At 45.4% G+C, this 26805-nt stretch carries 33 protein-coding genes; 5 read left to right on the top strand and 28 right to left on the bottom strand.

Features of this window, described 5'->3' with window-relative positions; translation table 11 throughout:
• Positions 1–42: 42 nt before the first annotated feature.
• From RSC70_RS07400 to RSC70_RS07340, 13 genes are all read right to left on the bottom strand, one after another.
• Complete coding sequence (locus tag RSC70_RS07400; protein ID WP_332542138.1) at positions 43–2097, bottom strand: ClpP-like prohead protease/major capsid protein fusion protein; 2055 nt, start codon at positions 2095–2097, stop codon at positions 43–45.
• Complete coding sequence (locus tag RSC70_RS07395; RefSeq protein WP_332542125.1) at positions 2060–3583, bottom strand: phage portal protein; 1524 nt, start codon at positions 3581–3583, stop codon at positions 2060–2062. Before RSC70_RS07395 ends, RSC70_RS07400 begins: the two co-directional genes overlap by 38 nt.
• Entirely contained in the window at positions 3580–3786 is a 207-nt protein-coding gene (locus RSC70_RS07390) for a primosomal replication protein PriB/PriC domain protein (protein ID WP_279204328.1), read from the bottom strand. The genes RSC70_RS07395 and RSC70_RS07390 overlap by 4 nt, the downstream gene beginning before the upstream one ends.
• Positions 3783–5915, bottom strand: a complete 2133-nt coding sequence (locus RSC70_RS07385) for a phage terminase large subunit family protein (protein WP_332542124.1) — start codon at positions 5913–5915, stop codon at positions 3783–3785. Before RSC70_RS07385 ends, RSC70_RS07390 begins: the two co-directional genes overlap by 4 nt.
• The gene (locus tag RSC70_RS07380) at positions 5884–6420 is read right to left on the bottom strand and encodes a DUF1441 family protein (protein ID WP_332542123.1); all 537 of its coding nucleotides are present in this window, start codon (positions 6418–6420) and stop codon (positions 5884–5886) included. Before RSC70_RS07380 ends, RSC70_RS07385 begins: the two co-directional genes overlap by 32 nt.
• 498 nt (positions 6421–6918) lie before the next feature.
• Entirely contained in the window at positions 6919–7473 is a 555-nt protein-coding gene (locus tag RSC70_RS07375; protein WP_332542122.1) for a hypothetical protein, read from the bottom strand.
• 79 nt (positions 7474–7552) lie between these two features.
• The gene (locus tag RSC70_RS07370; protein ID WP_332542121.1) at positions 7553–7810 is read right to left on the bottom strand and encodes a hypothetical protein; all 258 of its coding nucleotides are present in this window, start codon (positions 7808–7810) and stop codon (positions 7553–7555) included.
• Positions 7794–8123: an Rz1-like lysis system protein LysC gene (lysC, locus tag RSC70_RS21025; protein WP_442904260.1), complete on the bottom strand. Its 330-nt coding sequence runs from the start codon at positions 8121–8123 to the stop codon at positions 7794–7796. Before lysC ends, RSC70_RS07370 begins: the two co-directional genes overlap by 17 nt.
• Positions 8124–8315: 192 nt before the next feature.
• Entirely contained in the window at positions 8316–8930 is a 615-nt protein-coding gene (locus RSC70_RS07360) for a glycoside hydrolase family 19 protein (RefSeq protein WP_332542120.1), read from the bottom strand.
• A complete protein-coding gene (locus tag RSC70_RS07355; protein ID WP_193065818.1) occupies positions 8927–9208 on the bottom strand; it encodes a phage holin family protein in 282 nt (93 codons plus the stop codon). Before RSC70_RS07355 ends, RSC70_RS07360 begins: the two co-directional genes overlap by 4 nt.
• Entirely contained in the window at positions 9205–9573 is a 369-nt protein-coding gene (locus RSC70_RS07350; protein WP_193065819.1) for a phage holin family protein, read from the bottom strand. Before RSC70_RS07350 ends, RSC70_RS07355 begins: the two co-directional genes overlap by 4 nt.
• Before the next feature lie 142 nt (positions 9574–9715).
• On the bottom strand, positions 9716–10771 hold the full coding sequence (locus RSC70_RS07345) for a DNA-methyltransferase (protein WP_332542119.1): 1056 nt from the start codon (positions 10769–10771) through the stop codon (positions 9716–9718).
• 158 nt (positions 10772–10929) lie between these two features.
• Positions 10930–11127 carry a hypothetical protein gene (locus tag RSC70_RS07340; RefSeq protein ID WP_193065821.1) on the bottom strand — a complete coding sequence of 66 codons (198 nt, stop codon included), beginning with the start codon at positions 11125–11127 and terminating at the stop codon, positions 10930–10932.
• A gap of 163 nt (positions 11128–11290) precedes the next feature.
• Between RSC70_RS07340 and RSC70_RS07335 the strand changes: the two genes are divergently transcribed.
• Positions 11291–11551, top strand: a complete 261-nt coding sequence (locus tag RSC70_RS07335; RefSeq protein ID WP_046358698.1) for a type II toxin-antitoxin system RelE family toxin — start codon at positions 11291–11293, stop codon at positions 11549–11551.
• 63 nt (positions 11552–11614) lie between these two features.
• Complete coding sequence (locus RSC70_RS07330) at positions 11615–11983, top strand: helix-turn-helix domain-containing protein (protein WP_046358699.1); 369 nt, start codon at positions 11615–11617, stop codon at positions 11981–11983.
• Positions 11984–12103: 120 nt separating this feature from the next.
• Here the strand turns inward: RSC70_RS07330 and RSC70_RS07325 are convergent, their stop codons facing one another.
• From RSC70_RS07325 to RSC70_RS07270, 12 genes are all read right to left on the bottom strand, one after another.
• The gene (locus tag RSC70_RS07325) at positions 12104–12757 is read right to left on the bottom strand and encodes a bacteriophage antitermination protein Q (protein WP_332542118.1); all 654 of its coding nucleotides are present in this window, start codon (positions 12755–12757) and stop codon (positions 12104–12106) included.
• Positions 12754–13773, bottom strand: a complete 1020-nt coding sequence (locus RSC70_RS07320; RefSeq protein WP_332542117.1) for a DUF968 domain-containing protein — start codon at positions 13771–13773, stop codon at positions 12754–12756. The genes RSC70_RS07325 and RSC70_RS07320 overlap by 4 nt, the downstream gene beginning before the upstream one ends.
• Positions 13774–13902: 129 nt before the next feature.
• Positions 13903–15792, bottom strand: coding sequence for a replication endonuclease (locus tag RSC70_RS07315; RefSeq protein ID WP_332542116.1), 1890 nt, complete (start codon positions 15790–15792; stop codon positions 13903–13905).
• Positions 15789–16637 carry a DNA adenine methylase gene (locus RSC70_RS07310; RefSeq protein WP_332542115.1) on the bottom strand — a complete coding sequence of 283 codons (849 nt, stop codon included), beginning with the start codon at positions 16635–16637 and terminating at the stop codon, positions 15789–15791. The genes RSC70_RS07315 and RSC70_RS07310 overlap by 4 nt, the downstream gene beginning before the upstream one ends.
• A gap of 1 nt (position 16638) precedes the next feature.
• The gene (locus RSC70_RS07305) at positions 16639–16911 is read right to left on the bottom strand and encodes a hypothetical protein (RefSeq protein WP_332542114.1); all 273 of its coding nucleotides are present in this window, start codon (positions 16909–16911) and stop codon (positions 16639–16641) included.
• Positions 16912–17233: 322 nt separating this feature from the next.
• Complete coding sequence (locus tag RSC70_RS07300; RefSeq protein ID WP_332542113.1) at positions 17234–18268, bottom strand: phosphoadenosine phosphosulfate reductase domain-containing protein; 1035 nt, start codon at positions 18266–18268, stop codon at positions 17234–17236.
• Positions 18268–18846: a hypothetical protein gene (locus RSC70_RS07295; RefSeq protein ID WP_332542112.1), complete on the bottom strand. Its 579-nt coding sequence runs from the start codon at positions 18844–18846 to the stop codon at positions 18268–18270. The genes RSC70_RS07300 and RSC70_RS07295 overlap by 1 nt, the downstream gene beginning before the upstream one ends.
• A gap of 173 nt (positions 18847–19019) precedes the next feature.
• The gene (locus tag RSC70_RS07290) at positions 19020–19601 is read right to left on the bottom strand and encodes a 3'-5' exonuclease (RefSeq protein ID WP_279204256.1); all 582 of its coding nucleotides are present in this window, start codon (positions 19599–19601) and stop codon (positions 19020–19022) included.
• A 191-nt stretch (positions 19602–19792) separates the two neighbouring features.
• Positions 19793–20620 (bottom strand): ParB/RepB/Spo0J family partition protein, encoded by an 828-nt coding sequence (locus RSC70_RS07285; RefSeq protein ID WP_332542111.1) that lies wholly within the window; start codon positions 20618–20620, stop codon positions 19793–19795.
• Positions 20620–20895: a hypothetical protein gene (locus RSC70_RS07280; RefSeq protein WP_046358709.1), complete on the bottom strand. Its 276-nt coding sequence runs from the start codon at positions 20893–20895 to the stop codon at positions 20620–20622. Before RSC70_RS07280 ends, RSC70_RS07285 begins: the two co-directional genes overlap by 1 nt.
• Positions 20889–21074: a hypothetical protein gene (locus RSC70_RS07275; RefSeq protein ID WP_193065725.1), complete on the bottom strand. Its 186-nt coding sequence runs from the start codon at positions 21072–21074 to the stop codon at positions 20889–20891. The genes RSC70_RS07280 and RSC70_RS07275 overlap by 7 nt, the downstream gene beginning before the upstream one ends.
• A gap of 10 nt (positions 21075–21084) precedes the next feature.
• Positions 21085–21459: a hypothetical protein gene (locus tag RSC70_RS07270; protein WP_193065726.1), complete on the bottom strand. Its 375-nt coding sequence runs from the start codon at positions 21457–21459 to the stop codon at positions 21085–21087.
• 97 nt (positions 21460–21556) lie between these two features.
• Between RSC70_RS07270 and RSC70_RS07265 the strand changes: the two genes are divergently transcribed.
• The 3 genes from RSC70_RS07265 to RSC70_RS07255 all read left to right on the top strand — a co-directional run bounded on the left by RSC70_RS07265 (position 21557) and on the right by RSC70_RS07255 (position 23446).
• Positions 21557–21847, top strand: a complete 291-nt coding sequence (locus tag RSC70_RS07265) for a helix-turn-helix transcriptional regulator (protein WP_193065727.1) — start codon at positions 21557–21559, stop codon at positions 21845–21847.
• A complete protein-coding gene (locus RSC70_RS07260; protein ID WP_193065728.1) occupies positions 21844–22146 on the top strand; it encodes a helix-turn-helix domain-containing protein in 303 nt (100 codons plus the stop codon). The genes RSC70_RS07265 and RSC70_RS07260 overlap by 4 nt, the downstream gene beginning before the upstream one ends.
• Positions 22147–22435: 289 nt before the next feature.
• Positions 22436–23446, top strand: coding sequence for a phage integrase (locus RSC70_RS07255; RefSeq protein WP_046358714.1), 1011 nt, complete (start codon positions 22436–22438; stop codon positions 23444–23446).
• 112 nt (positions 23447–23558) lie between these two features.
• Here RSC70_RS07255 and serC read toward each other — a convergent pair whose 3' ends face one another.
• The 3 genes from serC to ansB all read right to left on the bottom strand — a co-directional run bounded on the left by serC (position 23559) and on the right by ansB (position 26763).
• Positions 23559–24647, bottom strand: coding sequence for a 3-phosphoserine/phosphohydroxythreonine transaminase (gene serC, locus RSC70_RS07250; RefSeq protein ID WP_282806745.1), 1089 nt, complete (start codon positions 24645–24647; stop codon positions 23559–23561).
• Between the two features lie 285 nt (positions 24648–24932).
• The gene (locus RSC70_RS07245; RefSeq protein ID WP_282806746.1) at positions 24933–25625 is read right to left on the bottom strand and encodes a DUF421 domain-containing protein; all 693 of its coding nucleotides are present in this window, start codon (positions 25623–25625) and stop codon (positions 24933–24935) included.
• A 91-nt stretch (positions 25626–25716) separates the two neighbouring features.
• The gene (gene ansB / locus RSC70_RS07240) at positions 25717–26763 is read right to left on the bottom strand and encodes an L-asparaginase 2 (protein WP_025800963.1); all 1047 of its coding nucleotides are present in this window, start codon (positions 26761–26763) and stop codon (positions 25717–25719) included.
• Between the last annotated feature and the right edge of the window lie 42 nt (positions 26764–26805).

Raw genomic sequence — 26805 nt, 5'->3', positions numbered from 1 at the left:
GCCCGATAGGGCCGTAGGTTGGGAATGTGAACTAAAGAGAGGTTAGCCTGCGCATTTCACCAAGCCACGATAGTCAATAGGGGAAACACCCGCATCGATGCGAACCTTGGTGGTTACACCGTCCGATTTAAAGCCCTCCTGCTGGTCGATGTATGGCGTATCAACACCGTTTAAGTACGCCACTTCGATGGTATCTGTGCCTTTAGCTGCTGCCAGATAGAAGGTTGTAGCACTCTTATCATCCAAGCGCGGCTCGGCAATGACGGTGGCGAAGTCTTTCACGGGGTTCATAATACCCGCGTTAATATCCGCACCCTTGACACTAACTGACTTGATTACTTGGTTGGTGGTCGCTTCCAATGCGGTTGGAACCAGCACGAATGCAGGACGAATATTCAAGTGGCGATCACCTTCTTTTTGCTGGCGCATCATCTGTCGGGCCTTATCAAGTGTCGCCACATCCATCACCACACTGTTGTCGAGTACGTTACCGTGTTTGGCCTTATCAAACAGCGCAATACCATCCGTGCTCATTTTGTTGTTGTCGATCAGGATGGCATATACCAAGTCGGCAATGGTCGCCTTCGCCGCTTTGCCTAACTTCATCGGCACGTCAGTGAGCATGCTCAAATCATCATTGATAATAGCCTGACGGGTAATGCTAAACAGCTCGCCGTAAGTGGCTAGCGCAATCGTGGCCTGTTTGTCATTGAGAGTGACATATTTATACTCCGCCCCCTCACGAACCTGACGCAATGACTGGAAACCACCCAAGCCAACACGATGCGCGGTTTTGAAGTCTGATAACTGCCCCTTTTTAGTCCATTCCTCAAAGGTTTCAGGTGCTTCTTCCCATCCTTGCAAAATGGATTTATTGGCAACATCCAGCAGAATATTGCCAAAGTCCGAGGTGCTGTGGGTGAATGCCATGCCAACCATCTGCATTGGGTTATAGGAGGCAACGCCCACACCACGTTCGGTTAATGACATACGCGCCATTTCACGCAATGTCATGGCATTGTACGGATTATCACGCTGGGACTCTTCGTATCCTGCTCGCGCCATCAGTGAGGCGCGGATACCATCACCCGCAAAGTTACCGTTACCTGCATAGATGTGAGAGAGCATCGGGTTATGAGTGTTTTGTGTGCCGCCATGCGTGTTGCTTGGCGTAGAATTTTTCCCCAGCGCTTCCAGCAGCTTATCTTTTGCGATATCAACCGAGCACTCAACATCGACGATACAGGCGTTCATCACATCACCATGACGATTGCCAAACATAGCAAACAGATTTTGAATATCGCTAACACGCTTTTTCTGCGCCTCACGTTCTTGAGCGCGAATAGCATTCTCATCAATAGCGACAGGCACTGGCTGTGTCACAACTGATTGAACAGGCGTTTGTGCAACAGGCAGAGCTGGCGCTGCAGGTTGATTAATCGCGTTACCACGCGGTGCGGTGATCATATTCTTGATGCTATTAGGCATATGGTTAAATTCCTCTAAACGTTTTGATTGTATTTGTGCCATCGCCTTCACAGGTGATAACACTTTGTCTGCAAATCCCATCTCGACACATTCACTGCCGCTCATCCACGTTTCAGCAGCAAGCATGGCGGCTATTTCCTCCGGTGTTTTTCCTGTTTTTTCTGCATACGCAGGGATCATTACTGTTTCTAATTTTTCCAGTAATGCCGCGTAATCGCGCATATCTTCCGCATCGCCGCCCGCAATCCCCCACGGTCGGTGGATCATCATCATCGCGTTTTCAGGCATGATTACCGGATTACCGACCATTGCGATAACGGACGCCATCGATGCAGCAAGGCCATCGATATAAACCGTTTTAGAGGCGGTGTGATTTTTAAGGAGGTTATAGATGGCGATACCATCAAAAACGCTACCACCTGGAGAGTGAATATGCAGATTAATACTGGTGACATTGCCTAGTGCGGTGAGTTCTTCAGCAAACTGGCGAGCACTAATCCCCCAGCCACCAATCTCGTCGTAAATGCTGATATCAGCGGTACTATTGGCACTTGCTTTAATGCTATACCAGCTACCATCCCCCGCGCTGACGGGTACGGTTGCCCCCATCGGGTTTATCGTCAGGCTTTTCTTCCCCATATTGAGGTACTCCTTTGTCGTTGGCGGGATCGGTATCAAACACCAAGCCCTGTTTGCGGTTTTCATCTATTTCCGCCTTTCGGCGTCGCTTCACTTCCGCAGGCGCACCACTCCGAGCCCGAACCCAATCACTCTCGGTTGCAGCACCACCACGGATCAGCACTTTCCACGCATTGGCCTCTTTAAGCGGGTCAATCCACGGCATAACGGGACCGGAATATACCGCGTTAAAAAGCGTGTTTTTATCAATATCAGGAGGAACATCAATCACGTTGGCTGCAATAGCAGCCGCTAGCCAGCGCCGATACAGAGGGCGAGTAATAGCCGCAATAAAAGCATCCTGCATAATGGCGTACCCTTCCTGCGCCTCCACCAGCTCTTGTCTCTGTGCGCTATAAGTGCCATCGTAATTACGCGCGACTGAGGAATAGCTGCTGCGCAATCCTGCCGCTACAGCGCGAAGCTGCCCCATGCGGAAGCTTTCAAGGTTGGTATTGGGACGCTCTGATTTAATCATGCCCACATCTTCACCCGGCCTCAGTCCATCAAAGACCGTTCCGGGCTGAATATCTAAGACACGCTCCTTATCTTCATCAAACTTGGTTTCATCGTAGGTCGTCGCGTCGCCACGCTTGATGTACATACCAAATGCAGCAGAGATCCTAGCTTGTACTCGCTCACTGTCTTCATAGTCTTTCAAGTCAGACAACCGAATAATGACTGGGGCCAGTAGAGACACCCCGCGCACCTGATTGAGACGCCTAGTAAATTTCAGATGCAGCATATTTTCGGCGGAAACATCTTTTGTTTCTCCAGTAAGCGTCCCTAACCCCGGAAAGCTTTTATAGACCGCATAGGCTTTAGGCCGACGCCACCCATCAAAGGTGATGCCTTGGACAAGGTTTTTACTGTCATCGGTATCCATCGGCACAAAATCAGGCTCTAAGGCTTCCACCCAAAACGGGACTCCCGAAGTCGGTGTGATCCCTGCGGCCTTACCCTCAATGGTTTGAGAAAAAACCTCTCCATCGCGCAACCACGTTCGTAACATCAAACGTTCAAGTACGGGGCGTGTATATTGTCCGGTAATATCGGGGCTTACCGACCATGCCGCCCATGCGCTGCGTATTTTTTCAGCAAAAACACTATCAAGCTGTCCTGCTATCGTGAGTGGCTGGGGTTCAACGATGATCCCTTTTGCACCAATAATGCGCTCTTCAAGCTTATCTAACGCCCCGACCACTAAATCGTGATTATTGTCTAGCCATCGCGCCTGCTCACGTAGTGATTTTCCGCCAAACTGAGTCAACTGGTTGGCATTACGGTTTTCACGTTTGGTCTTGTGTGTTCGTGTTGGCGTGGCGGCCTCATATGCCATAATTTTATAACGCGCCCGCGCACGAGATTCGCCCCACACTGGCATCACGACGCTAATCGCTTTTTCAATCAGATTCATGTGAACCTCGCAAGCGAGAACAGACGCCGTGGCCTGTCCAGCGCAGATAATCGCTCGTCAATGTCCTGCCGACCTTTGCGGATATCCGATAAATTCTCCATCGTCATGGTCTGCCCGTTCAGCGATATTGATTTCCCTTTCAATACAGCTAATTCAGCCTCGATATAGGCTTGTTGTAACGTCAGTAGCTCTTCTCGCGTCATAGCCACCCCCCGCCAGATTGCCCACCCCAAGGCGTAGGCTTGTGCCTTTCCTCTACTTTCATCGTATCCTCGCTTCCCTCTCGGGGAGTAACTGGTGCTTTAGGCTCTTTCTGTATGCCTACAGTCTGAACGTCGTCTTCATCCGGTAATCTGGCCCATGCTGGCGGCTTATCCCAATTGATGCGTTCATAGCCGCGCAATATCACTAATGCGTGGGCATAACACATCAAATCCAACGCTTCGTTTGCTCCTTTACCGGGTTTGCGCCATTTGCCATCGGTGCCACGCTCTTCGTAAGTCAACTCTTCATAGAACCATTCACCCAACCAATCAGGAAAATGCACATAGTTCGGCCCCGCATCTTGACGCCCAAGAGCAGAGGCGATCCGGTCTTTCAACGCATTTGTTTGTAATAAATAGAGAGGAACATCACCACGAGCACGGGCACGGCGCTCAGAACGCTCGGTATTATCGGGGTAGGTTTTATTTATCAGTTTCCCTTTAGCTAAACCGTCACCTTTAAACAGATAAACACGATTTCCTACCCCATCTTTGCGGCATTGCCGCCAAAAGGCATAGGCGTTATCGGTGACGCCATCTTCCCCACCGCTATCGACCGCCATCGCCAGTATTGGCATTACCTGATTGTCACTTCCTTCTAATGGGTAAACTTTGTCTAGGACATCGGTGCGCAGCAGTTGCCAATCCTCAAGGTATGATGCTGGATCGATAGGGAAACTTTCACCATCCCCATTTGTGCGCAGGGAGCGACGAATGTTGTAGCGGTCAATTATCCATCGCTCCCCGTGACTGCCATATCCCATTATCTGCACCACAAAGCGTCGATTCTTTCCACCCTGCACATCCACCGTGGCAACCATAAAACGAACACCAAGAGGTACATTGCATTTATTGGTATGCTCTGCTCTTTCCATCAAGACATCGCCGCGACGCCCTTCCAGTGATAAGCGCGGCTGATAAGGTAACCCCCAGTCAGTATTGATCACCGCTTTGAGCGTTTCCTCACTTCCTGTACGCTCATACTCCTCTTCAGCTGCAAGTAAGTTAGAAACCAGCTTGTACCACGTCTGATAGCCCGCAGCAGGACCTTCAAACCAAAATGATGCGATGCGTGAGCGCCTAGCCTCTCCGGTAATATTGCCAGTTTTATCAATATGCATTCCTTCCTTTAGCCATACCCCGAGATTATTCAGATCACGCTTTTGGCTAGGCTCAATGAGAGTCAAACAATGAGGACACTGCAGCCTCGCTGCTTCGCTGGCGGCTTCATGATCGGAGTTATCACGGTAGCCTGTCATATTTTCCATGCTAGGCTGAAAATACTCACCACACTGTGGGCAAGGCCAATACCAGCGACGCCGATCGCCTCGATTGTAAAGCGATAAAATACCCGTGGTGGGTGGTGCCTCATGAAGAGACGAGCGTTTCCATTTTGTATCTACAATTTCACGCCCCGGAGAACTCTCCACCAGCGTCATGCCTGCCGACATAAATGTAGTTGTACGCTTAGACGCCAGTGAAAACGCATCCCCCTCACCATCAACATCAGAGGGGAAACGATCATAATCGGTGAGCGCAACACGCTTATAGTCCGATGATGAAAATATACTGATCGAGGGCCAGCCAATCTTAAGAAATGACCCATCACGAAACATTTTATCGTGAACGTTATTATCATTTCGTCGTGGGCTTAGCCGCTTCTTCACTTCACGGCTAGCACGGAATGTTCGAGCAAGACGTTTTTTTGAATGTTCTGCCGCTTTCTCTTGAGTCATTTGCACTAACAACATATCGCCCGGATCGCATGTGATGCTGTAGACAATCCAGCCATCAACGAGCGCTTGAGTTTTTCCGGTTCGTGCTGGAGAAACAAATACCACAGCATCAAATTCACGCGAAGAAAGCAGATCCATTGGCTCTATCAAATAAGGTGTTAAATCAGGCTCCCAAGGCACGGAGTTTGCTGCGCCTTTAGGGACGCGCATGAATTTCTCTACCGCTTTTGATATTTTCATTCGTCTGGGAGGTCTAAATAGTGCGGATACATCCAACCCAATCTTTATGGCTGATGCATATTTATTCTTCACTCTGGTTTTCCTCTTCCCCATTCATTGCCGACAAACAGGCTTGATAAGTGCTTTCAGCAAGCTCAACACGGAAATCATCGACAACCTTCTGCACAACCTCGACGGCCTTTGGGAGCATTCCGGCATCACGTTCCAATTTGTCAGGCAAGGTTTCTAAGAGTTGAACCGTTGTTTTTACCGTTGCCGCATAAACCCCAAAAACCTCACTTTCTGGTATAAGCAGTCGTTGCTTTTCCTCCAACCAGATACGCCCCTTTTCAGAGTCGAACCAATCCTTACGTTCCTTTGGCATCATTTTTTCTGGATCTTGAAATCCTTCAACACCGTCACTACACCCTTGTGGGGCAAACAAAGCTGGCCCAACATCAGATAATGCGTAGACAGGATTTCCTCGCATTTTTCCAGCTACCGGAATATTTGCTTCAAGAAGGCGCTTCTTTACCACCTTGCGATCAAGCCGAAATGCTTCAGCAATCTTGGCGATGCTCCAGTGATAAACGTCGCCAATATTGCTGATATTTGACACATCATGCTCCTTGGGACAGGTCTACTTCCCAGCTCAAATCGCTATAAATTGTTTATTTTCATTGGGTTAAGCTGACCTCACCTGTCCCATTAATTCGAAATCTCCCCATATGAAATAGGTTTTTTATATTTTAATTCAATGAGTTAGAACAGGAGGTGGTGTCCCATGAAAAATCAAAAATGTGCCGAATCCCGCGTGGCCAAGTCCCCCGTGGGGAGGCCCCCTTCCGGGAGTACCTTTTGATAATGATTACCATTTAGCTAATCGAGATGAAAATTGTCGTTCAATTCACGTCGGTTGGCGCTGCTGGCATTATGAGGGCAAGCTTTTGAAGTATGATCTTGAGCACCACAGAACCCGCACCGCAAGTTATGGCGGCGTGTTGAGCCGCCCCACGTCTCTGGGCAATTGGCAACAGTGCGCAGTCGTGAGCCGCAATAGGTACAGCGTTGATAAGCCATTCTCTTTTTCCTGCAACAAAAAACCGCCCGTAGGCGGTTACTTTTGCTCAAATACAAATCTAGTTTCCGTAATCATTTTAAGTAATTCAAGTGATGATGATCTGCTAGCATCTCCAGAAATGTATTTTTCAAAGTCTTTTTGAAATGATATCCAGATTTCAGCTAATTCTGTATTGTCAAATAAATGCTCTGTAGCGAGCCAAGAAGACTGACAATTATCATATAGACTTATGAGTTCATCATACCTTTTAACATTTTTCTCTCCAGCTTCAATTTTCTCAAACAATACATCATCATCTTTAAAAACCCACTTTGCAATTACCTGCTCTCTTTCCTGCTGAATCTCTTTTGGGTCAATCCTTAAAGGCATAAAAATTAGAGCCGACTTCAATTTCTTTAGTGCAATTCTAAAATCTAATTTGACTCTTATTTTCTCTTGCTCTCTCCATGTGGATAATGCTCGATAGGCAAAACATAAAGTAATAATCGTTGCTAATACACTCATCCAAGATGCAAGCATTGTCCAAAAAGCCCAGTCAGCCGCATCCCTGCTGGCTACAAGAGTTTCATACACGATGTAGTTAGCGTCCATTTTCCCCCCAATTATTTATGAGGGGATTGTAGCTTAAAGCATTATCACAGGCACTTAGTGAATGCCTGCTATAACGCGTTTAACCTTCCACTACTGCACCGTCTGGCAATTCCGTAGCAGCATAGACAGGACAACCGGGGTGAGCATCATCTTTAACAGCTTCCAGATCGGACTCATCAAACCACTTACTAACTGCTCGCCCATCCGCTGCCTTATAGTGCACAAAGTAACTGTTTTCATGCGTGGAGTATTCAGCGCGTCCCTTGACCTCACCGAATTCATTACTAACACGAAGTTCAACTAACTGATTAATTCCAAATTTAAAAGCTGATTTCATTTTTTTCCTTTTCGGCTTTGCGGATAGAGGCTTTATCTTTATTGCAATCCCCTAGCGCAGTTAATAGCCTCTCATTGAGAAGCAAAGAACCAGCCCACGTTAATGGGTTCGGTATTTCAGGATATAGACAATCAGCGGTTAAATCCGCTGGCAGTGGAACTACTGGTGCTGGCACGTAGACTATTCGCTCTTTCGTGCAACCGCTTAACTGCGCCAAGAGGCACAAGCCGATTAGCACAATCATCATTCGCAACAGCAGCTTTGATGTCAGTCTGGGCTCTCTGTGACTCCAGTGCGTCCTGAGCTTTTGCATTCTGGTTGGCCTCGGAGATTTGGTTGAATATTGCCACTGTGGAAAGTACGTTCTTCGTAATGGACTCCGTGGCGTTAAGTTCTTTCTGTGCTTGGTGGTATTTATCGCGGTAATGGCTCACCATTTTCCCAGCAACGACCAAAGCCACCAGCAGCCCCCCTATTGCCATAATTCGCCAGCTAAAATTGATATTCATACCAATAACGCGGCCCGCGCTTTTTTGTAGCGTAAATTGCGGTCATCAAGCCCATTGATACCGCCATTAATTAGCTGTGTTACCTTCACAAGGTCGCTTGGTGAACGCCCGCAACCATATGAACGCCATACCCATCCTGCCGAACGCGCAGCATGTAAATCTTGCTCTAAGAGTTCTGGCTGTGACACAAGGTCAATCCCAAGCGCGTTGCCGCAATTTAAGTAGTTATTGAGAAACGTCACTTGAATAAGGCCACGACCGCGATATTTCCATCCATCACCAGCCGATTTATTACCGTAGCGATTGGCATATACCAGATTAGCAATCGCCTTGTAATCCGCTGGGCGGTTTTTAGTACGCCCTAACATTTCAGCCTGATAAGGAGATAAACGTTTTGAAAACGTTTTTTTCAAACCTTCAACGCTATAATCGAATGACTCCACCAGCTTAGTAAAACCGGAAGATTCATGTCCTACCTGAGCAATAAACATCGCTTGTGCTACAGGCTCATTAATTCCAAATTCATTCATTGCAGTGGTCATTGGCTGAAACCAACGCGCAGCTAATCCGGCGCTTAAATTAGCCGCCGTTTGAAACTGATCTAGGTTCATAAAATAGGATTCCTGAATAGTTGCATGAAATTACCACGGGCTCTTAATACAAGACCGCAGAACATCATATTAATAAGAGTTTCCGATATATCCGCTGAGACGTATGTACCTGTAATAATCCGAATAGGAACAGAAGCGGCAGCAACAATAAGAATATAAGCGCCAAGAGCACCAACCCATTTATGTTGCGCCCCTTCTCTTTTGAACAACATAAGCCGTAACGCAATAACACCACATACAAAAGCATTGATATGAAGTAAAACGATCTGGAGTGTCATTTGTCACCCCCTTTAAAGTTCAGCGTCGGATTGCTGGACTTTGAGATAATAAACATCAGGATTCGTACTACAGATGCAGAAGCTACCAAGGCTCCAATTGGTTTTTCTACTGACACTGAATCCGGTGTCACCGTACTTATCATCGATGCTGCGAAGCCTGCCGTCAGAACGCCTAAAACAAATGAAATACCGAAAAAAACTAAACGCTTCCAGATAGGGAATTCAGATGCAGACAACACAAAAACCACTGCACCAGCAAAAGAACCAATCACAACACCAGCATCCAGTCCAGACAACAGGCCTACTAGCGTTACACCTGTGACAGCAAGTGTCCCTGCTCCTACGCCAGTAGTCGGCTCTAACATTGGGTTTACTCCATTTTATTAGTGGAATAGCGCCCAGCCTTACCTATCTCAGTAAGAAAGCTTTTATCTGGTCTGGTTTGGATTAAGCGCTAAACATAAAAAAACCACCGAAAGGTGGCCTCATTGAAATGAGATATCAGCATTAGTTACGCCTCACTACCGATATCTCGGATTGGGTCTGCTTAAAACGTTCCTCTTCTAATTCAACACCTAAAGCTCGACGTCCTAACTTTATTGATTCTTTAATAGTTGAACCCGAGCCCATAAAGAAGTCTGCGACAACATCACCCGGTCGACTACTCGCCGCAATAATATCGCGCATCATTTCAGCAGGTTTTTCGCAGGGGTGTTTGCCGGGGTAAAACTGGACGGGCTTGTATGTCCAAACGTCCGTATAAGGCACTAAAGCAGTAACAAAAAATTGGCGGCGTAGCGCTTTGAACTCTTGCGATAGCTCCAAATATTGCCGTGATAACGTTTTATACTCAGCTACGAGATTGTGATGCGGATCGTTTAATTCATTACGCTTGTGTTTCTCTTTCGCTATACGCTCAAACAGCGCCTGAAGCTTTAAATAGTCCTGCTCGTTAGGTAACTGCCATTGGCTGGCGCTAAACCAATGTGACGCCATGTGCTTACCCGTAGCGGCATATATTTCTTTACTTGATACCCCTAAATCTTTTCTAGCATCGCTAAAGTAATCAATTAAAGGTTTTAAAACGTTTTGTTTTAGCTCAGTGCATTTCAGCGCATACCCGTCTTGCTTCGGTTTATACGGCCCTTGATAATGCTCCGCAAACAATACGCGCTCGGTAGCAGGGAAATAAGACCGTAAGCTTTCTTTGTTGCAGCCGTTCCAACGCCCCGAAGGTTTAGCCCACACAATATGGTTCAGCACGTTAAAGCGCTGCCGCATGAGTATTTCAATGTCTGAGGCAAGACGATGCCCTGAGAACAGGTACAAGCCCCCTGCTGGCTTCAATACACGCCAAAACTCTGACAAACAGCAATCAAGCCACGCTAAATAGTCCTCATCACCACGCCACTGATTATCCCAACCATTAGGCTTTACTTTGAAGTATGGCGGATCTGTAACAATGAGGTCTATGCAGCTATCTGGAAGGGTTTTAATAAACGCTAAAGCGTCGTCGTTAATCAGTTTTACATTCAGTCCATCTAAAAAATTATGTTCGGTCATATAGATCGATCACCACATTTTTGATAGGCTCCACCTGCTTTGTGCACACAAGCGGTGGGCCTTGGTGCGTCCGTGACCTATGCTACGGGCGTGTGATGTGTTGAGTGTTGACGCACTCAACACATCGCCCATTCCCAGCAAGAAAGCCACCAGCGGCGCTAGCAGCGTTTAAATTTGTTCTCTGTCTTATCCTCTTCAACTAAACCCGCCATCGCCAATTGAGTCAAAATAAACTCACAGCGTGCTTCGCTAATCTTTAACAAGTCCCCAAGGTAAGCCGCTGACCACCAACTTAGACGGCTCAGACAAGCAAGCACTACTGATGCCTCTTGTGTCATATCATTCTGATTTAGCATGTCTTTTTCCTCTTTTAGCCTATAGCTACAGAGATAACTCTTGTCGGCGGCGATAGCAAGAGAAAAATGATTAGATAATAAGATTATTTGCTTGCATAAATCTAATATAAATCTTATTATCTAATCATCCCAAGCGGATATGCTCTTTAAAAAGTGAGGAAACATGGTAGCGGTTCAATGGACTAAGAAAGCAACGAAGCAGCTGCTTTCGATTGACACCAGATACCGGAAAGCCATTAAAGAGAAGGTCGATAAACTGATAGCCTTCCCCGCCGTTGAATTGGATATCAAAAAGCTCAAAGCTACTGACAACCAATACAGGATGAGGGTTGGTGATTATCGGGTTATCTTCCAGATTGAAAACGGTGAACCGGTTGTTTGCACGATACAAGAAGTTAAGCGCAGAACATCAACAACCTACTAGGCGGGGAAACCCGCCAGTTTCCTTGTGACATTAGCCGCGACTCTTAGATACCCGGAACGATACATGTCAAAAATTCAATACATAAACGATAATGCAGGAAAACCACAATTTGTGGTGCTCCCTATCGGTGAATACCAAGCCCTGATCAGCGAAAGCGATCAAGGCTGGGAGGATGTGCCGTATACAGCTGGTGAAGATGATGATGTAACAATCCCCAACGATGTTGTTGGGATCATGGTCAATCAGGATGTTAGCTTGCTGGCAGCATGGCGCATACATACAGGCTTATCTCAATATGATGTAGCTGAGAAGTTAGGAACGACTCAATCAGCCGTATCGCAATGGGAAGCCCAAGGCTCAAAACCTCACAAAAAAACCCGTGAGCGCCTTGCTGCAATTTATGGCTGCAAGCCTGAACAGATGATTCCATAAATGACAAAACCCGCTCAAAAGGCGGGTTTATTTTTATCTTTACAATTTTGGCAACATATCAAATTAGCTCTTAAAATACGCCATTTAGTTGACTTTTGCAAGAAGTATGCAGTTAACGTGCTATAAATCACATTTTACCAAAATGCTTTTCAATGCCTCCGCATCTAATTCTTCACTTATCCGATGGAGCATCCACCAATATTTTTTGTAATTCTTAGACCAATTATCGAGCGCTACCCCGATCTCTTTAGCTGCATCAATTGGTTCGTAAGCTATAGGGTTTTCTGGGTTTCTGCATTTCTCCTCCGTATTTTCTACGGCTAATTCCACTAGCCTAATAAGTCTTTCAACCATCTTATGACTTACCCGCTTACCTGCTAGCCGCTGCCGCATCCTTTCCCAAACCATCTCGCATATTAATAAATAGTGATCTAGCCCCATATCATAACCATAGCACCGCAAAACCCATGCCCTTTCGGGCGCTCGCAGTTCGTTAATAACTCTTCGCAATCCTGCTGTTTCGTATGTTTCTGGAGTTATAGGTGTGTATTGGTTTTTACGCGCCATTGTTGGCGTCACATGTACCGGATCGCTTGCTCGACAGTAAAGTCTTCCGTCAATATTTACCGCTCTTGGACGCTGCCTACCGTATCTCGACGTTCTAGCCAGTGCGAACCCTTCAAAGCCCTCTAGCTGTCCCTTAGCTGTCTGAGCGTTGCAAGTAAGGGCGAAAATGACATTGGTTCGAATACATACGATTTCTAAAGGTGTCATTTTTCAGCCCTCCCAATTACGCCTAATGCCGCCGCTTTGTTCTGCGTCTTTAACACCCACGATGTTTGGCTATCATGCTTGGCCTCCCAGCCCTTGACGTCCCTGTGTAACTCTTCGTGGCATATCCTACATAGTGGCATCACTAACAAATCATTTGCTTTAGTTCCCATCCCACCAAACCCGTGATTGATAATGTGGTGTGGATCGTCTGCTTGCTGACCACAGCCACAACATGGCTGCGTCTTCACCCATTGCAAATATTCAGGCAGTTCCAAACGTATCGCTTTAGGTTTCAGCATAAAACTCGCTGGTGGTGACTTATCCTCGACCAATTTAAAGGCAGGCTTTATTAACTCAACGCTGTCAGCAATAACTTTTGCTGGGTCGGTCTGCCACGGATTAATATCTGCCTCTTTCATCACGCCTTTCAACGCTGGTGGTTTTGGTGTATTGGTAACTCGATAATCAATGTCATTGGGTAAAAGGTGAGTTAAGTGTTTACGCGTGGCCCACCAGCACAGCTCAGGGAGAGTAAGTTGATGGCCTTCATTAAACCCCAACGAACTCCTGATGGCCTCAGTTAGCCATTCAGCTCGGTTCGTTTCTGCTATGTCGCCTAATGATGGGTGAAATTGTGTAGAGTGCAGATTGTCACAGCGCCAGCACAATCTCACGGCCCCGTTCTCATGCTCTACGGTTTTAAGGTTTCTATCGTGATGATCCCGCTTCCATTGGCAGTTCGGAATTTTATCCACCCATAGCTCAAGTGCTTTTTCAGAACCTGCCGCCTTGATAACTTCATGATGAGAAAAAAACGGGCGCAGGGCTAAGTCGTTTGCAATGTCTTGTGTTTGTGCTGGTAGTTCGCCCACAGGCAGCGTTGCAAATTCCTCGGGGGCTTCGGTAACGATCAACCTCATCTCTCTATAAAATTGATGAGTTAATTTCCCTGTCTTTAATAAGACCACCCCTGCATCCTTCTGTGGGAACGCTGTAAGAATCATTCGTACACTCATTTTTCTACCCCCTGCGGCACCATTTCTAAATCAGCGATCACTTTCTCAAGCTTGGTGGAAACACTAAAAAATTTATCGTTCACATCCCCACCCTGCGTTATTTTCTTGTGGTGTCTGTTCATAAAATTTTTATTTCGCTTCTTTGAAGTTAAATTCCAATTGAATTGGTATTTTTAAATACGGTTCTGGATCATTTAGCTGCTGGTCTGGATCATTTAAACCAGCGCTTTTTCTGTTCGAAATGCAGTTATTGACACGGTTCCAAGGCGTTAAAGCTGGCTTTCTATCAATAAATAGACGGCCTGATTTAGCGTCTTTAGTAACAACGTTAAAAGTGCGTGTGCGCGTAATAATCGGCGGGGTATTAACTCCCGGCATAAATACCCCTTTAATTACGAGCGGGGTTTCGCCGTAGTCGTTTTGGTCTTTTTTAGGCTGACGCCAGATTCTGACAATTAAGTTTTTGCGCAGAACCAATGGCCCACCCTGCAACTGGATGTAGCTTTTCCAATCTCCAGCATTAGCCGCTTGGCGTATCTGCTCGATGGTTTTATCGGTAGGATTTGGCTGAGGATGATTACTCAGGTTGCGGAGTTCCCGCCATACAGTGACGGGTGCGCCACCGACAAACTGAAACTGCCGAATACCCCACATTGAGGCCCATGCGCAGGCATTCTTGGCTAACTCAGATACAGGAAGCCCCGTTTCTTTATCGATATCCCCCTTTTCAGCGCACCCTTCGACATTCAGCGCAATGTGCCGTGCTATATACGCGGAGGGGCTCCCGATATTTTCATCTATCGGCTTTATATCGAAGCGTGGGTGATTGCCGTGCTGCCCTTTCAATTCATCGCTATCTTCACGCGTTGCGTAGAATTCAACGATCTCGCAAAACTGCTCAAACTGGCTTTCATGGACAAATAACATCGCATGCCAGTGTGGTGTTGCATCGTGGTGAGGCTGGGATACACGTAAGCCGAATGTACCTATCTGGCGACGGCGGAGAGTTGCACCGATCTGACGCCACAAGTGGCTTAAATATCCTTGAGTGTCTTTTGGGCTGGCACCGCTGTACTTATTATTGCGATGACCAGTCACTTTATAAGCATGGTATTTTGATGGGGCATTGAGCGTCACAAACAAGCCAACATAGCCGTTCTCTTGGCCCAATCCGTCAAGCTTCGCTAATTGCTCAAAGCCTTTAACACGAACCATAAGCTCTGCTATGCGGTTTTTTCCCGATAGGCTTTTGTCGACAACATCAAGAAGATTTAAAACCTCGCCTGTTTCTTCATCTTCCAGCTCTGTGCCGCTCATAATATCTCGGCCCCGTTTGCGTCTATTCTCCCATTCAGCAAGCCATGCATTACTGCAATAAGGCGTTGACTGGCGACGAACGCCACCAGCGGATATATGTAGGTGTTCACGCCACCGTCTAGCGTATTTACGTAGATGGTTAAGCCACCAGCGCTCACCAATCATCTTAGCGATAGCGCTCTTTGCATCATCAATATTGAGTTTATTGCGCGTGAAGTTCGGGTATTGCGGGGGCTCCTGCTTGAAGTGCAGAGTAAGATTTGCAGCCACGCTATAAAATTGCGGAGCAACCGTTATTACGTCTAGCCCTTGGGTTGTAGCGTTAACAGACTCGACCGCATCACCGATCAAACGGCTTATATCCTGAGATAAAAGCTCTATATCGGCATCGCCAAAATCAGGCATATCATTAAAGCGGTCTATAACATCGCGTAATAGCTCGCTGTTTATATGATGTAGGTGACCTGCCAGCTCATCAGAGGCACTAGCTGTATAGCGAAGATACACAGGCTCTATAATCGGAAGGTCACGCCTTAATAAATCATTGAAACAGATCTTGGCAACATCAATGCCCTTGAACCTGTAAGCGCTACTTACCCGCTCAAATAAGCGGCGAGAAGCGACTATTGGGAGATGTGCGAATGCCTGACAGACGCTATCAAAGAAAGCTTGTTCATCACTGCAGCTCGCATGCTTAGTCATGCCAGAACACCAATTAACTCACTGGCCTTACCTCGCTTATTGCCATTTGCTGCAACAGCGCGATGTGCCTCAGTCGTATTCAGCTCAAAATCACGGTAAATATCGCGGGTTCGCAGGTTGTTACTGGATGAAATAACAACTCGATAACCATGTTGGCGGTGCATTCGTCCCAATTGGTATGCCAGCAATATGTGATCGTTTTCGTTGAAACTTGTTCCGCTGTAAGTCGTGAAACCTTCCACGCCCTTAGCTGGTAAATAAGGCGGATCGCAATAAATGCCTAAGTTAGGCATGCCCTCAACTGCCTTTAGTGTCTTATGCCAGCAGCTATGCATCAGTTGAACGCTCACCGCATTCATACGTTCGGAAAAAGCGTATATCTCGCGCTCTGGTAAATAAGGTTGGCGCTCACCAATCCCACATGGTGAGTTAAATTCTCCTTTTTGGTTGTAACGAACAACACCGTTAAAACAGTGATAAATGAGGTAAATAAAGGCGGCGCTTTGCGCTAATCCTTTTTTCATCGTAGGGAATTGGCGGCGAATTAATTCAAAACCTTCCTTATTGCTAAAGTTTTGATAAAAATACCGCGCGTTAATGACTAAGTTTTCAGGGTAACGACGAGCTAAATCAAACAACCAAATCAGGTCTTTATTCGCATCAGCGAGAATATAGCGCTTATAGTTTGTATTCATGAGTAGCGAGCCGCTTCCCGTAAACACATCTACAATAACGTCGCACTCATGAGGATCTGGTAAATACTGCCGCAACACTGGCATTAGTTTTGTTTTATTGCCCGGATATTTTATAAACGGTCGTAATGACTGCGAATTAGTATTTCTCATGTTATTCCCCTTTATCACGACTGATACGAGTCATGTAAGAAACCTTTTGCGCACGAATGCGCTCACCATCCGTAGTTAGAATTACTGACTGTTCGTTACCATGCAGACGAATAACTGACATAGTTCTATTCACACAATCCATATCAATTTCGTATTCTTGCCCGCTGGGCGTTTTTATTTTTAATACATCGACCATTATAGTTTTCATTTCTTTAATCCTATTTTTTAATGCAGAAGCCCCGCCGCGCCAAACGGTGTATTTAATAAAAAACATGGCTATTTATTTACATTTTAATTCTGGGATCTGGTTTTCCTATTATTATTACCTTATGGTTGTAATCTATTTCGTTTGCTTTAATTTTCTTATTCCCCTCTATTCTTCTATTGTTTTTATTTACCTCCCTCCTACACTCAACACATGATCCATTTGATACATATCTCAAAGTATGACCATGTTCTTTGCACGGTCGCCCCATATAGGTGTTATCCCCTCGGTTCTTGGCATTAGTTTTTTCTAAACATTCAACTGGCATATCACCATCCTATTACCGCCATTCACCAACTCTGGCGCAGCGATTAAACCTCACCATCCATTTCTAGTCCTGTGCTGTTGGTGCTGCATGGCAAATAAATGCCTCGCAAGATTCAGAACATGAACCGGAGTCGTAACCACCTGTGCCGCGGATCGTGGCTGCGATTTCATCGCGTGTATGCTCTGCGTACATGGCACCTATGCTTTCTATTGAGTGATTACCGCGATACATGATTTTATTTGCTTGCTGCCTGCGTTCTACGACACGGACTGAATCAGACAAAATTACCGCCTTGAATTGCTCTGCCAGTTCCGGCTCATCACGTAATGCTAATGCAATTTTATTAATACCTTTCTTGACGCAAAACACACAGTTTCCAAGGTGCTCTGGCAAATCTAAATCGAATGGCTGTAACTTCCACCAGCTCAAAACATCCTGTTTTGTATAGTTTGAAATCTCAGATAGAAAGCGCTGTCTACTAGCTTGCAGCACTAGCATACGGTTAATGATCGGCTCGTACTGCCCATCTAAAAACGCATGTTCATAAACAAGCGAGGATTTTATCGATTCTTCTGAGTTTTCTTTACGTAACGCTGATAACAGATACTGCATTTCATGTGATTCATAGCCCATCTTCCTCAGCATCCTGTGTGCTTTTTCTCCCCATATACGGCTTTGTTCATCAGCGCGAATGCCAAGCCACGAAACAGCATTTGGAAAATGATCGCGGCAATAACGTTCAAACACTTCTATTTTCATTGTTCTTGTACAAAAAGCGCCGCGCACGTATGGAGTGCCATATTTCGCGCAAATATCACGCCACGGCTTCAAATTGAATCCAATTTCATCAATGTCAATAATTTCATAACCATTGGCTTTACCTAGTTCTGGATTTACAACAATGCGTAAGCAAGTGAGGTCGATATCCCAATGTTTTGCGACATTGCGAATAAATTCATAGGTTTTTGGATGCTCTGCGCCTGTTTCCATGAAGACATAGCGAACATCCATTTGTGCAGTTTTACGAAGCTGCTCTAACTGGTTAACTAAATATGCTGACGTTCTGCCACCAGAGAAGCTAACAATGTTAATCGTCATTATTCGTTCTCCTGCGCCACTGCTGGAGTAAATGCCTCTTCCGCATGTTTGCGCCAGTCATTGCCATGCTTGATGTATAGATTCAGCAGAACATGCAGGACAGCGGCTTGCTCGTATTCGGATTTTCGCTTTATGTCCTGCCCGCAATGGCGAAGATATTCGGCTAGTTTGGTGCATGTAAAATTTGGGCGACCGAGGATTTCAATCAGCTCATCGTTTAGCTCAGGAAGCTTGTAAGGCTCGCTTACAGGTTGTGCCGGAATATTTTGCGGTTCGTTTTGTTGTGCTTTAAGCATCTCGGCGCGGCAGGCGTTCCACGCCAGCAATGCGGCTTCCTCATAAGATATCGGCTTATATTCTGCAATAAACGATACAGCGTTGAAGATAGTCCACTCACGCGGTATTACAGGTTGTGCGTGGTAGTTGCCGCCTAAAATGGTGTTAGCCATGCAAGCGCTTTCTAGCTTTGTTGCCTCGGAAATTCCATCTCTAATCAGCTCCAGACCTTCTTTAGATATCAGTTCACTGCCCATGTATAAAACAACAGGCTGCTTAGGTAATAATGACATGTTAGGCATGGTTAATACCTCTTGGTCTACTAATTGATAAACGTCCGTAGTAATCGCCTATATTCCACATAATAGGTTTATCGTTTAATCTCCGAACATTTAGCGGTATTGATTTTGTTGTCATCCATACTAAAGAAACCTTTAAAACATGGAGATTTCTAACTTTATGGGTATGCATGCTGTCACTCGCTAATTTCTTCTAGTGCTAATGAAATACTTCTATTTACCGTACAAACATTACTTATCTGTCCCAATACATCACTCATTGCATGATGTTTTACGTCAGCCTTGGTATACGGTAATGTTATTGCGTTTATTTTTCCCGTTGCCTCAATAGTTCGAACGTCCCGCTCATTCCAGAAATTCCACGGAAGCCCACCTAATTCATAGCGTTCGAAAGCTTCTCTTAAGATTACAAAATCAAACGAAGGCGACTTAGACCATGCATATAACTGGCATCCCTTTAAATGATGTTTTTCTATAAAATCGTTGAAGTTTTGCAGAACAATATCAGTGAACTCCCCTAAACCATCCTGATCTAGCAATTCCATCCTTGCTTCCGTTGATTGGGCCAACCAAAATTTAATCGTGTCAGGCTCTATATGCGCACCATGAGAGTTACAATCACTTTGCCAATCAATCAGCTCATAAAATTTTGGGCCAACATCCCCTGTGATTGGATCGAAAAATGCAGCAGCAATAGAGAAAATAACCGCATTACGTTTAGTGCTTAGTGTTTCAATATCAACCATTACGTTATTCAATTTAGCCACCTTTATTTACATTGAGCTAAGGCCCAAGCAGAACCGATATAGAAGTTATAAAAACCTTTAAATTCATCACCACGAAAAAAGACCCAAAAATCATTTACTCGGATATACATATAGCCTCCTGATTTAGATTGCAGGATACCCGCCGCGTTAGCGGTGAAATAATTGTGTACTTTAATTAATTCTTAATTACTAAAATCAGCCTGCGATAATTGACGGTAATCTTCAATGATGGTTTTGATTTCTTCCATTGCTTCTGGATAACAGTTTATGCTTTCATCAAGCACCGTCGCTTCTGACAATAATTGCAAAAGGCGACGAACCTTAATTACTGGTAAATTTTTTTGCACCATTGATTTTGTGACTTTCTTTTTCCCCTGCTCCTGTGCCTTCTTTACATCCTCCTCAAGTATCTGTCCTGCGTCCTCACCATGTTCTTTAACTCGTTCAACTGCAGCATCTAATGCAACCTGACCGCCTCTTACGGCTTCTTGTACGTCGTGGTTCGACGTTGCAAGAACTATGAGCTTGTCAACATGTGGACGGCTACGGTGCATGTGCTTTGCTATTTCATCAGGCGTTAGATTGAAAGCCATCAAATCTTTTGCAACCATCGCCTCTTCAAACTTTGTTAACGCTAATTGACGACCGTTACTTGTTGATATTCTGGCTATGCGATCAATGTCAGACCCTTCAAACGGTACAATAGCAATCCACTCAACTGGCTTGCCAGCCTCTGCACAACGCTGATATGCCCGAGTGCGACGATGGCCTTCAACAACCCAAACCCCACCTTCAGTTCTTGCCTCAACCTCCAGTGAAGGAATGACCCCACCCTGCATCATATATTGAAACAGATCATCATCTGCTTCACGCAAGCGTTCGTCCTCAACGCGTTTATTGAACCCCTCACGGATATGAATATCTTTTAAACGAATAAACATCCCACGATCACGGCGAAGAATTGTTCCATTTCTGCTCATGTCACGAAATGAGTTTGATTTTCCAGCCATCATTTATTCCTTAAACGCTCTTGTCGTTTCGTTATTTTTTGATGTGTGTTCTCAACTCGTACACCGATATATTCACCAATTCTTACTAAAACTTTTTCAGGCTCTCGGTGTTCACTTAATGCGGATATCAGTGTCTTTAAAGACTCCATTTCTATCAACGTTTGCCGCTCACGGGCCTCGGCAAACTCATCCATTATCTCAATATCATTTTTTACATTGGATAATCTTATTGAATTGACATGCTCAACCATAGTTACCTCTATAGTTTTTAACATCCGTTCTTCTGTGTGATATTGACTTCCAATTCATCAGCCAGCGCAGTCAATTCTCTAATTTGATAACGAAGCTGATTTAAAGCCCAATCACTATTTCCTTCTTCTAAACGTTTTTTTACACCACCTATTTCCGCCCTGCTTCGGCTAAGTTTTTTACAAATCTCACGCATTGAAACCATGTAGCCTCCTTCACTGAGCTTTTTTCACTGAAACTGATTCATCCGAAGCTAAAGCAACAGCCACTAAGTCTAATGTTGGTAAAGACATATCCTCAGCCAGCTTTTTCGCTCTTTTTAGCCATGACTCTCTCCACCCTAGGCGCTCAAACGGTGGCACTTTGTTTGTTGCTTCATAAATCATTTCTAAATATTCATTCCACATGATCATTAAGCGGAAATCGGTGAAATCGCCACCGTATAACTGTTTTTCCGTTCTGATTGGTAAGCGACGACGATCCACCAGCTTGCGTGTACTGCTCTCACTCTTACCAGTACGACGAGAAAACTCACTGACAGTGATCGGATCAGGGATTTTGAACAGCAACTCTAAAAGCTTTTCATTCATATGCTAAAGTCTCCACTTTAGGGGTATTTCCTCAAATATTTACCCCAAACCAACACCTTTTGTTTCAATTCTGCCCTTAATAGTTGAGAACTGCAATATGAAAATCAGTATTGGTGAGAAGTTATTACTCATTCGAGAAAGCGAAAGGCTCAAAAGCCGCCCAGAAGCCGCTGAAATGATTGGAATTCCTACAAATGCTTTGTGGCGATATGAAACAGGTAAAACTACTCCAGATGTGGATATAGTCACAAAAATTCTAAGTCATCCCCGTTTTGAGAAGTACGCGCTTTGGTTTGTGACTGGTAAAACAGCCCCGGAAGTAGGCCAAATTGCACCTGCTCTTTACAACCCAGATGATTATCAGGATGAGAACGAGCAATCAGCATGAAACTAACCGTTGGTGAAAAGATAAAAGTAATGAGAGAGAGTGAAAGGCTCAATAGTCGTCCCGCCGTCGCTAAAATGCTTGGGATAGGCAACGATGCACTCTGGAGATATGAGGAGGGCAAAAGTGTGCCTAACGCAGAGATCGTGTTGCGACTGCTAAGTCTTCACCCTTTCGAAAAGTACACCCTTTGGTTTGTCACCGGAAAAACCATACCCAGCGAGGGACAAATTGCGCCCGCGCTCTATAACCCCTCGAATTACAACCCCACAGAGGAACATGACCATGAACATAAGCGATAAGCTTTGTGCAATAGTTCAAGCAGAAAGAAGCGACCACCAAATAGAATCAACACAAAGCTGGTTATCAATATCAAACCTCTTGAACCAGCCCAGATATGAGAAATATGCCGTTTGGATAACGACTGGAAAGATTGCCCCTGAATCCGGGCAAATTAGTCCGGATCTCGCACACTATGGGCAGCGCGTAACAATGTATTAATATTTAAACATGTTAATTGGCTAAGTATTTATAACGCTTATGTTTTTGATACTGGAATAGAATTACCCCGTTTAACCGGAGGGCGTACTCATGATTAAGACGCTTGAAGGTGGACGTTATAAGGTGGATGTAAGACCTCGTGGAGCTGCTGGACGCCGTATCCAACGAGTATTTATTAAGAAAGCTGATGCTTTGGCGTTTGAAAAACACGTCATGATGACAGCCAATAGCGAAGAGTGGAAAGGTAACTCCCGTGACTATAGAGAGCTAAGTGAGCTATTCAGCTTATGGTGGAAGTACGAAGGGCGAAACCTTGAATACGCGGAGAAGAGGAAAAAGGCAATGGAAACCATTATAAGCCATATGGGAAACCCACCAGCCTATAAACTAACTCCAAAATTTCTTTCTGAGTTCCGTTCTCGTCGGCTGTATTCTGGTGTGAAGGCATCAACCATCAATAGAGACATTACGATGATAAGCAGCATGTTTACTGTACTTATCAGCGTAGATGAATTTAGTGGTGAAAATCCCTTCCGAGCCATCAAGCCGCTGAAAGAAATTACCCCTGAAATGACCTATTTGACACACTCAGAAATTGAAGCACTGCTCAGTAAAGTTAGTGATGATGCTTTGAGAATGACGCTCTTATGTCTAAGCACTGGCGGGCGGTGGGGAGAGGTTCTTCACGTTAAGGCTGAACACATACAGCATAATCGGGTGACATTTTTCAAGACGAAGAATGGGAAGCATAGAACTATTCCATTATCCGATGATGTAATTACAGCAGTGAAAACTAAAGAGACTGGCATGTTGTTTTCTGTAGATTACGCCGAATATAGAAAAATCCTTAAGTCTGTGAAGCCAGACCTCCCAAGGGGGCAAGCCGTGCATGTTTTGCGTCATACCTTTGCAGCACATTTTATGATGAACGGAGGGAACATCCTAACGTTACAGAAAATTATGGGCCATGCATCGATACAGCAAACTATGACATATGCACATCTCTCACCTGACTATCTACAGGACGCAATTTCCTATAATCCATTGCGAGGCGGGATCAAATGTCATCCACATTCTATCCATGACTTAGGGGTTAAATGATGCACCATAGTACCCCATGAATATTTTAATGCATTGATAGATAAGAGAATACCCCGAATTTAGGGGTATAAAAAACCCCGGCATGCCGGGGTTTAAAACCGATGCAGCCTCATTAGCCATGGCGACGTTCAAAATCTGCCATAAAGTCGGTCAGTGCTTTAACACCTTCAATCGACATCGCATTATAGATAGACGCTCTCATACCACCCGCCACGCGGTGACCTTTCAAAGCAACTAAGCCAATTGCTTTCGCTTCCTGCAAGAACAACGGATCTAATGCAGGATTTGCCATCTGGAACGGCACGTTCATACGTGAGCGATTTTGTAGTGCAACGCCGTTACGATAAAAATCACTGCGATCAATCGCGCTATAGAGCAAGTCGGCTTTGGCTTTATTGCGTTTTTCCATTTCAATCAAGCCACCCTGCTCTTTCAGCCATTTAAATACCATGCCTGAGAGATACCATGCAAAGGTCGGTGGTGTATTGAACATAGAATCGTTTTCAGCCAAAACGGTGTAATCGAGAATCGATGGCAGTTCTTGGCGCGCTTTGCCCAACAAGTCTTCACGCACAATCACTACGGTGATCCCCGCGGGACCGATATTTTTTTGCGCGCCAGCATAAATCACGCCATAGCGGCTAACATCAATTGGGCGAGAAAGAATGGTGGAAGAGAGATCGGCAACAACGATTTTATCACCAAAATCAGGCTCTTCATCGATGGCGATGCCATCAATAGTTTCATTTGGACAATAGTGCACATAGGCAGCATTGTCACTCAGCGTCCAATCACGCATTGGCTTGATCGCTTGAAGGCCGTTGTCGTCGGTTGTCTTTATATTAACAACATTGGGCGTGCAGTATTTCTGGGCTTCATTAATAGCGCTATGTGCCCAGTAGCCACCATCCATGTAGTCAGCTGAGTTGTTATCACCCAGCAGATTTAACGGAACTGCCGCAAATTGCGCACGCGCACCGCCGTGGCAGAATAAAACTTTATAGTTATCAGGAACCTTCAGCAGAGAGCGCAAATCTTGTTCAGCCTGCGCCGCGACCTGCATAAACTCTTTGCCGCGGTGGCTGATTTCCATGACCGAAGTGCCTAGGCCATTCCAGTTACACAGTTCTTGTTCAGCACGACGCAATACCTCTACCGGCATCATTGCTGGGCCAGCACTAAAATTGTACACCTGTGTCATTTCGCCTCACCGCTCTTCGCTATATTTAGTCAATTGTTTACATGCTGGCAAACCCATCTATAAGGATGATCAGCCCACATTGATATCGAATTTATTCACATCTAATTTACTTTATCATTTGGTTTTATCATTCACGCGCTCAGGCTGCAACGGTTATTGGTCACTGTCCCCAACGCGCTAAACTATGTGCCACCAAGGTGCCACCAAGCCACTATAGGCGTTTTAAAAATAAAGTTCTGCGTCGGCGTAAGACCAAAAAACTTTCATTCTTTTTTGCGTTTATTTTTAGTTTACCCGACTGTTATTTTTAGCCTCTATCCAGCATTGATTTCCACATCGCGAACAGACCGGTGAGTCCCCAACGGCTTGATGCTCAATCAAGCTACATTCGCTGCACGCGTATGTACCTCTATCTAAAATTTTATCTACTTTTTTAATGCAGCAGTTGGGCAAAACAGGCAGTCCATAACGAACATTATCGTCATCAAAAAAATAGACGCTGATAGAACCATTAACTTCAAGAATGGCCAGCCGCACTTGCCCCAAGTGTTCAACGCCCTCTTGCCTCAACTCCATAAAGAACTCATCGTGAGTAATATTTTCACGGTTTAGGGTTTCCCAGATAAACGTACCGTCACGGATAATGATCAGTGGTTTACCCTCCATCCAAGTCTGAATTCTTTCACTTTTAGACATCAAGAACGTTGAAAAACGATAAAGCAGCATGATGCAAATAAAAACGGTAAACACCGGCAGCATAGGAACATCATCATAAAACGCCACGTCGCCCGCTGCAGAACCTAACGTTAAAATGACAACTACTTCAAACAGTGACATTTGCCGTACGCCGCGACGCCCTGTCATTTTGAGAAAAATAAATACCAGAAAGAATGTGAATAAGCAGCGCACCGCGACTTCCGCAAGAAAATCTGGCGGTACCTTATCAAAGGCCATACGTTTTAAATCAAAGGATTGCATCAGAATGGATGTCCATTTGCCTTAAGTGGTGAATATAGCTTAGTCGGCAAAAGACAAAGGGGAGCCGGAGCGCTCCCCTTTAAGATAGAACTTAGTACTGATTAAACATCTGCTGGATCTGTTTTGGATCCTTAGTTTGTGTCAGAGCCAATTGAAGCAAGACACGTGCTTTTTGCGGATTGAGCGTACCTGATGCAACAAAGCCATATTTCACGTCATCAATTTCGGCGTCTTCCGTGGTTGACCCTGAAGGAACGCGTGATGAACGCACGACGGCTACACCGTTATGTGCCGCAGTGGCTAAAGTATCAAAAATAGATTTGTACAGATTGCCGTTACCAACCCCCGCACTCACAATCCCTTGATAGCCCGCTTCAAGCAGCGCTTTCGCAGGCAGATCCGACGCGTTGGCGTAGTTGTACACAATGCCAACTTTTGGCAATGAGGTTAACTTGCTCACGTCAAATGGTGTTTGTGTCGTGTGTTTACGCTCAGGAGAGCGCTGGTAGTCCACTTTGCCATTGTGAATGTATCCCAATGGGCCGTAGTTAACCGCTTGGAATGTTTGCACGCCGGTGGTGTTCGTTTTGGTCACGTCACGACCATCCAGCACGGTATCGTTCATCGCCACCAGTACACCACGTTTGGCTGAAGCCGGATCGGCGGCAGTCACAACGGCGTTATACAGGTTGAATGGGCCATCGGCGCTCATGGCGGTTGATGGGCGCATCGCGCCAACCATCACCACAGGCTTGTCGCATTTTACGGTTAAATCGAGGAAATAAGCCGTCTCTTCCATAGTATCCGTGCCGTGAGTGATCACGAATCCATCGGTTTTATTGCAATCAGCGTTGATTTTTTTGGCAAGTTTTAGCCACACATCGTCATTCATATCCTGCGAACCGATGCTGACCACCTGCTCACCTTTGATGTTAGCGATATCTTTCAGCTGAGGCACCGCATCAACCAAAGATTCTACGCCCACTTTCCCGGCGGTATAATTTGATTTTGTTGCTGAGTCACCGCCCCCGGCGATAGTCCCGCCCGTTGCCAAAATGGTGACATTAGGCAACGCAAAAGCCGCGCCACTAAACCCTGAAACCAACAGCGCTAGCAAACTTACTTTAACCAACTTCATTCGATTTCTCCTATTAGATAACTGCATGAATTATCTTTTATA

Source organism: Hafnia sp., assembly GCF_036648275.1.
GTDB classification, from domain to species: Bacteria; Pseudomonadota; Gammaproteobacteria; order Enterobacterales; family Enterobacteriaceae; genus Hafnia; species Hafnia alvei.
Note: the sequence above shows the minus strand (reverse complement) of the source record. Positions and strands in the feature narration are given on the sequence as shown.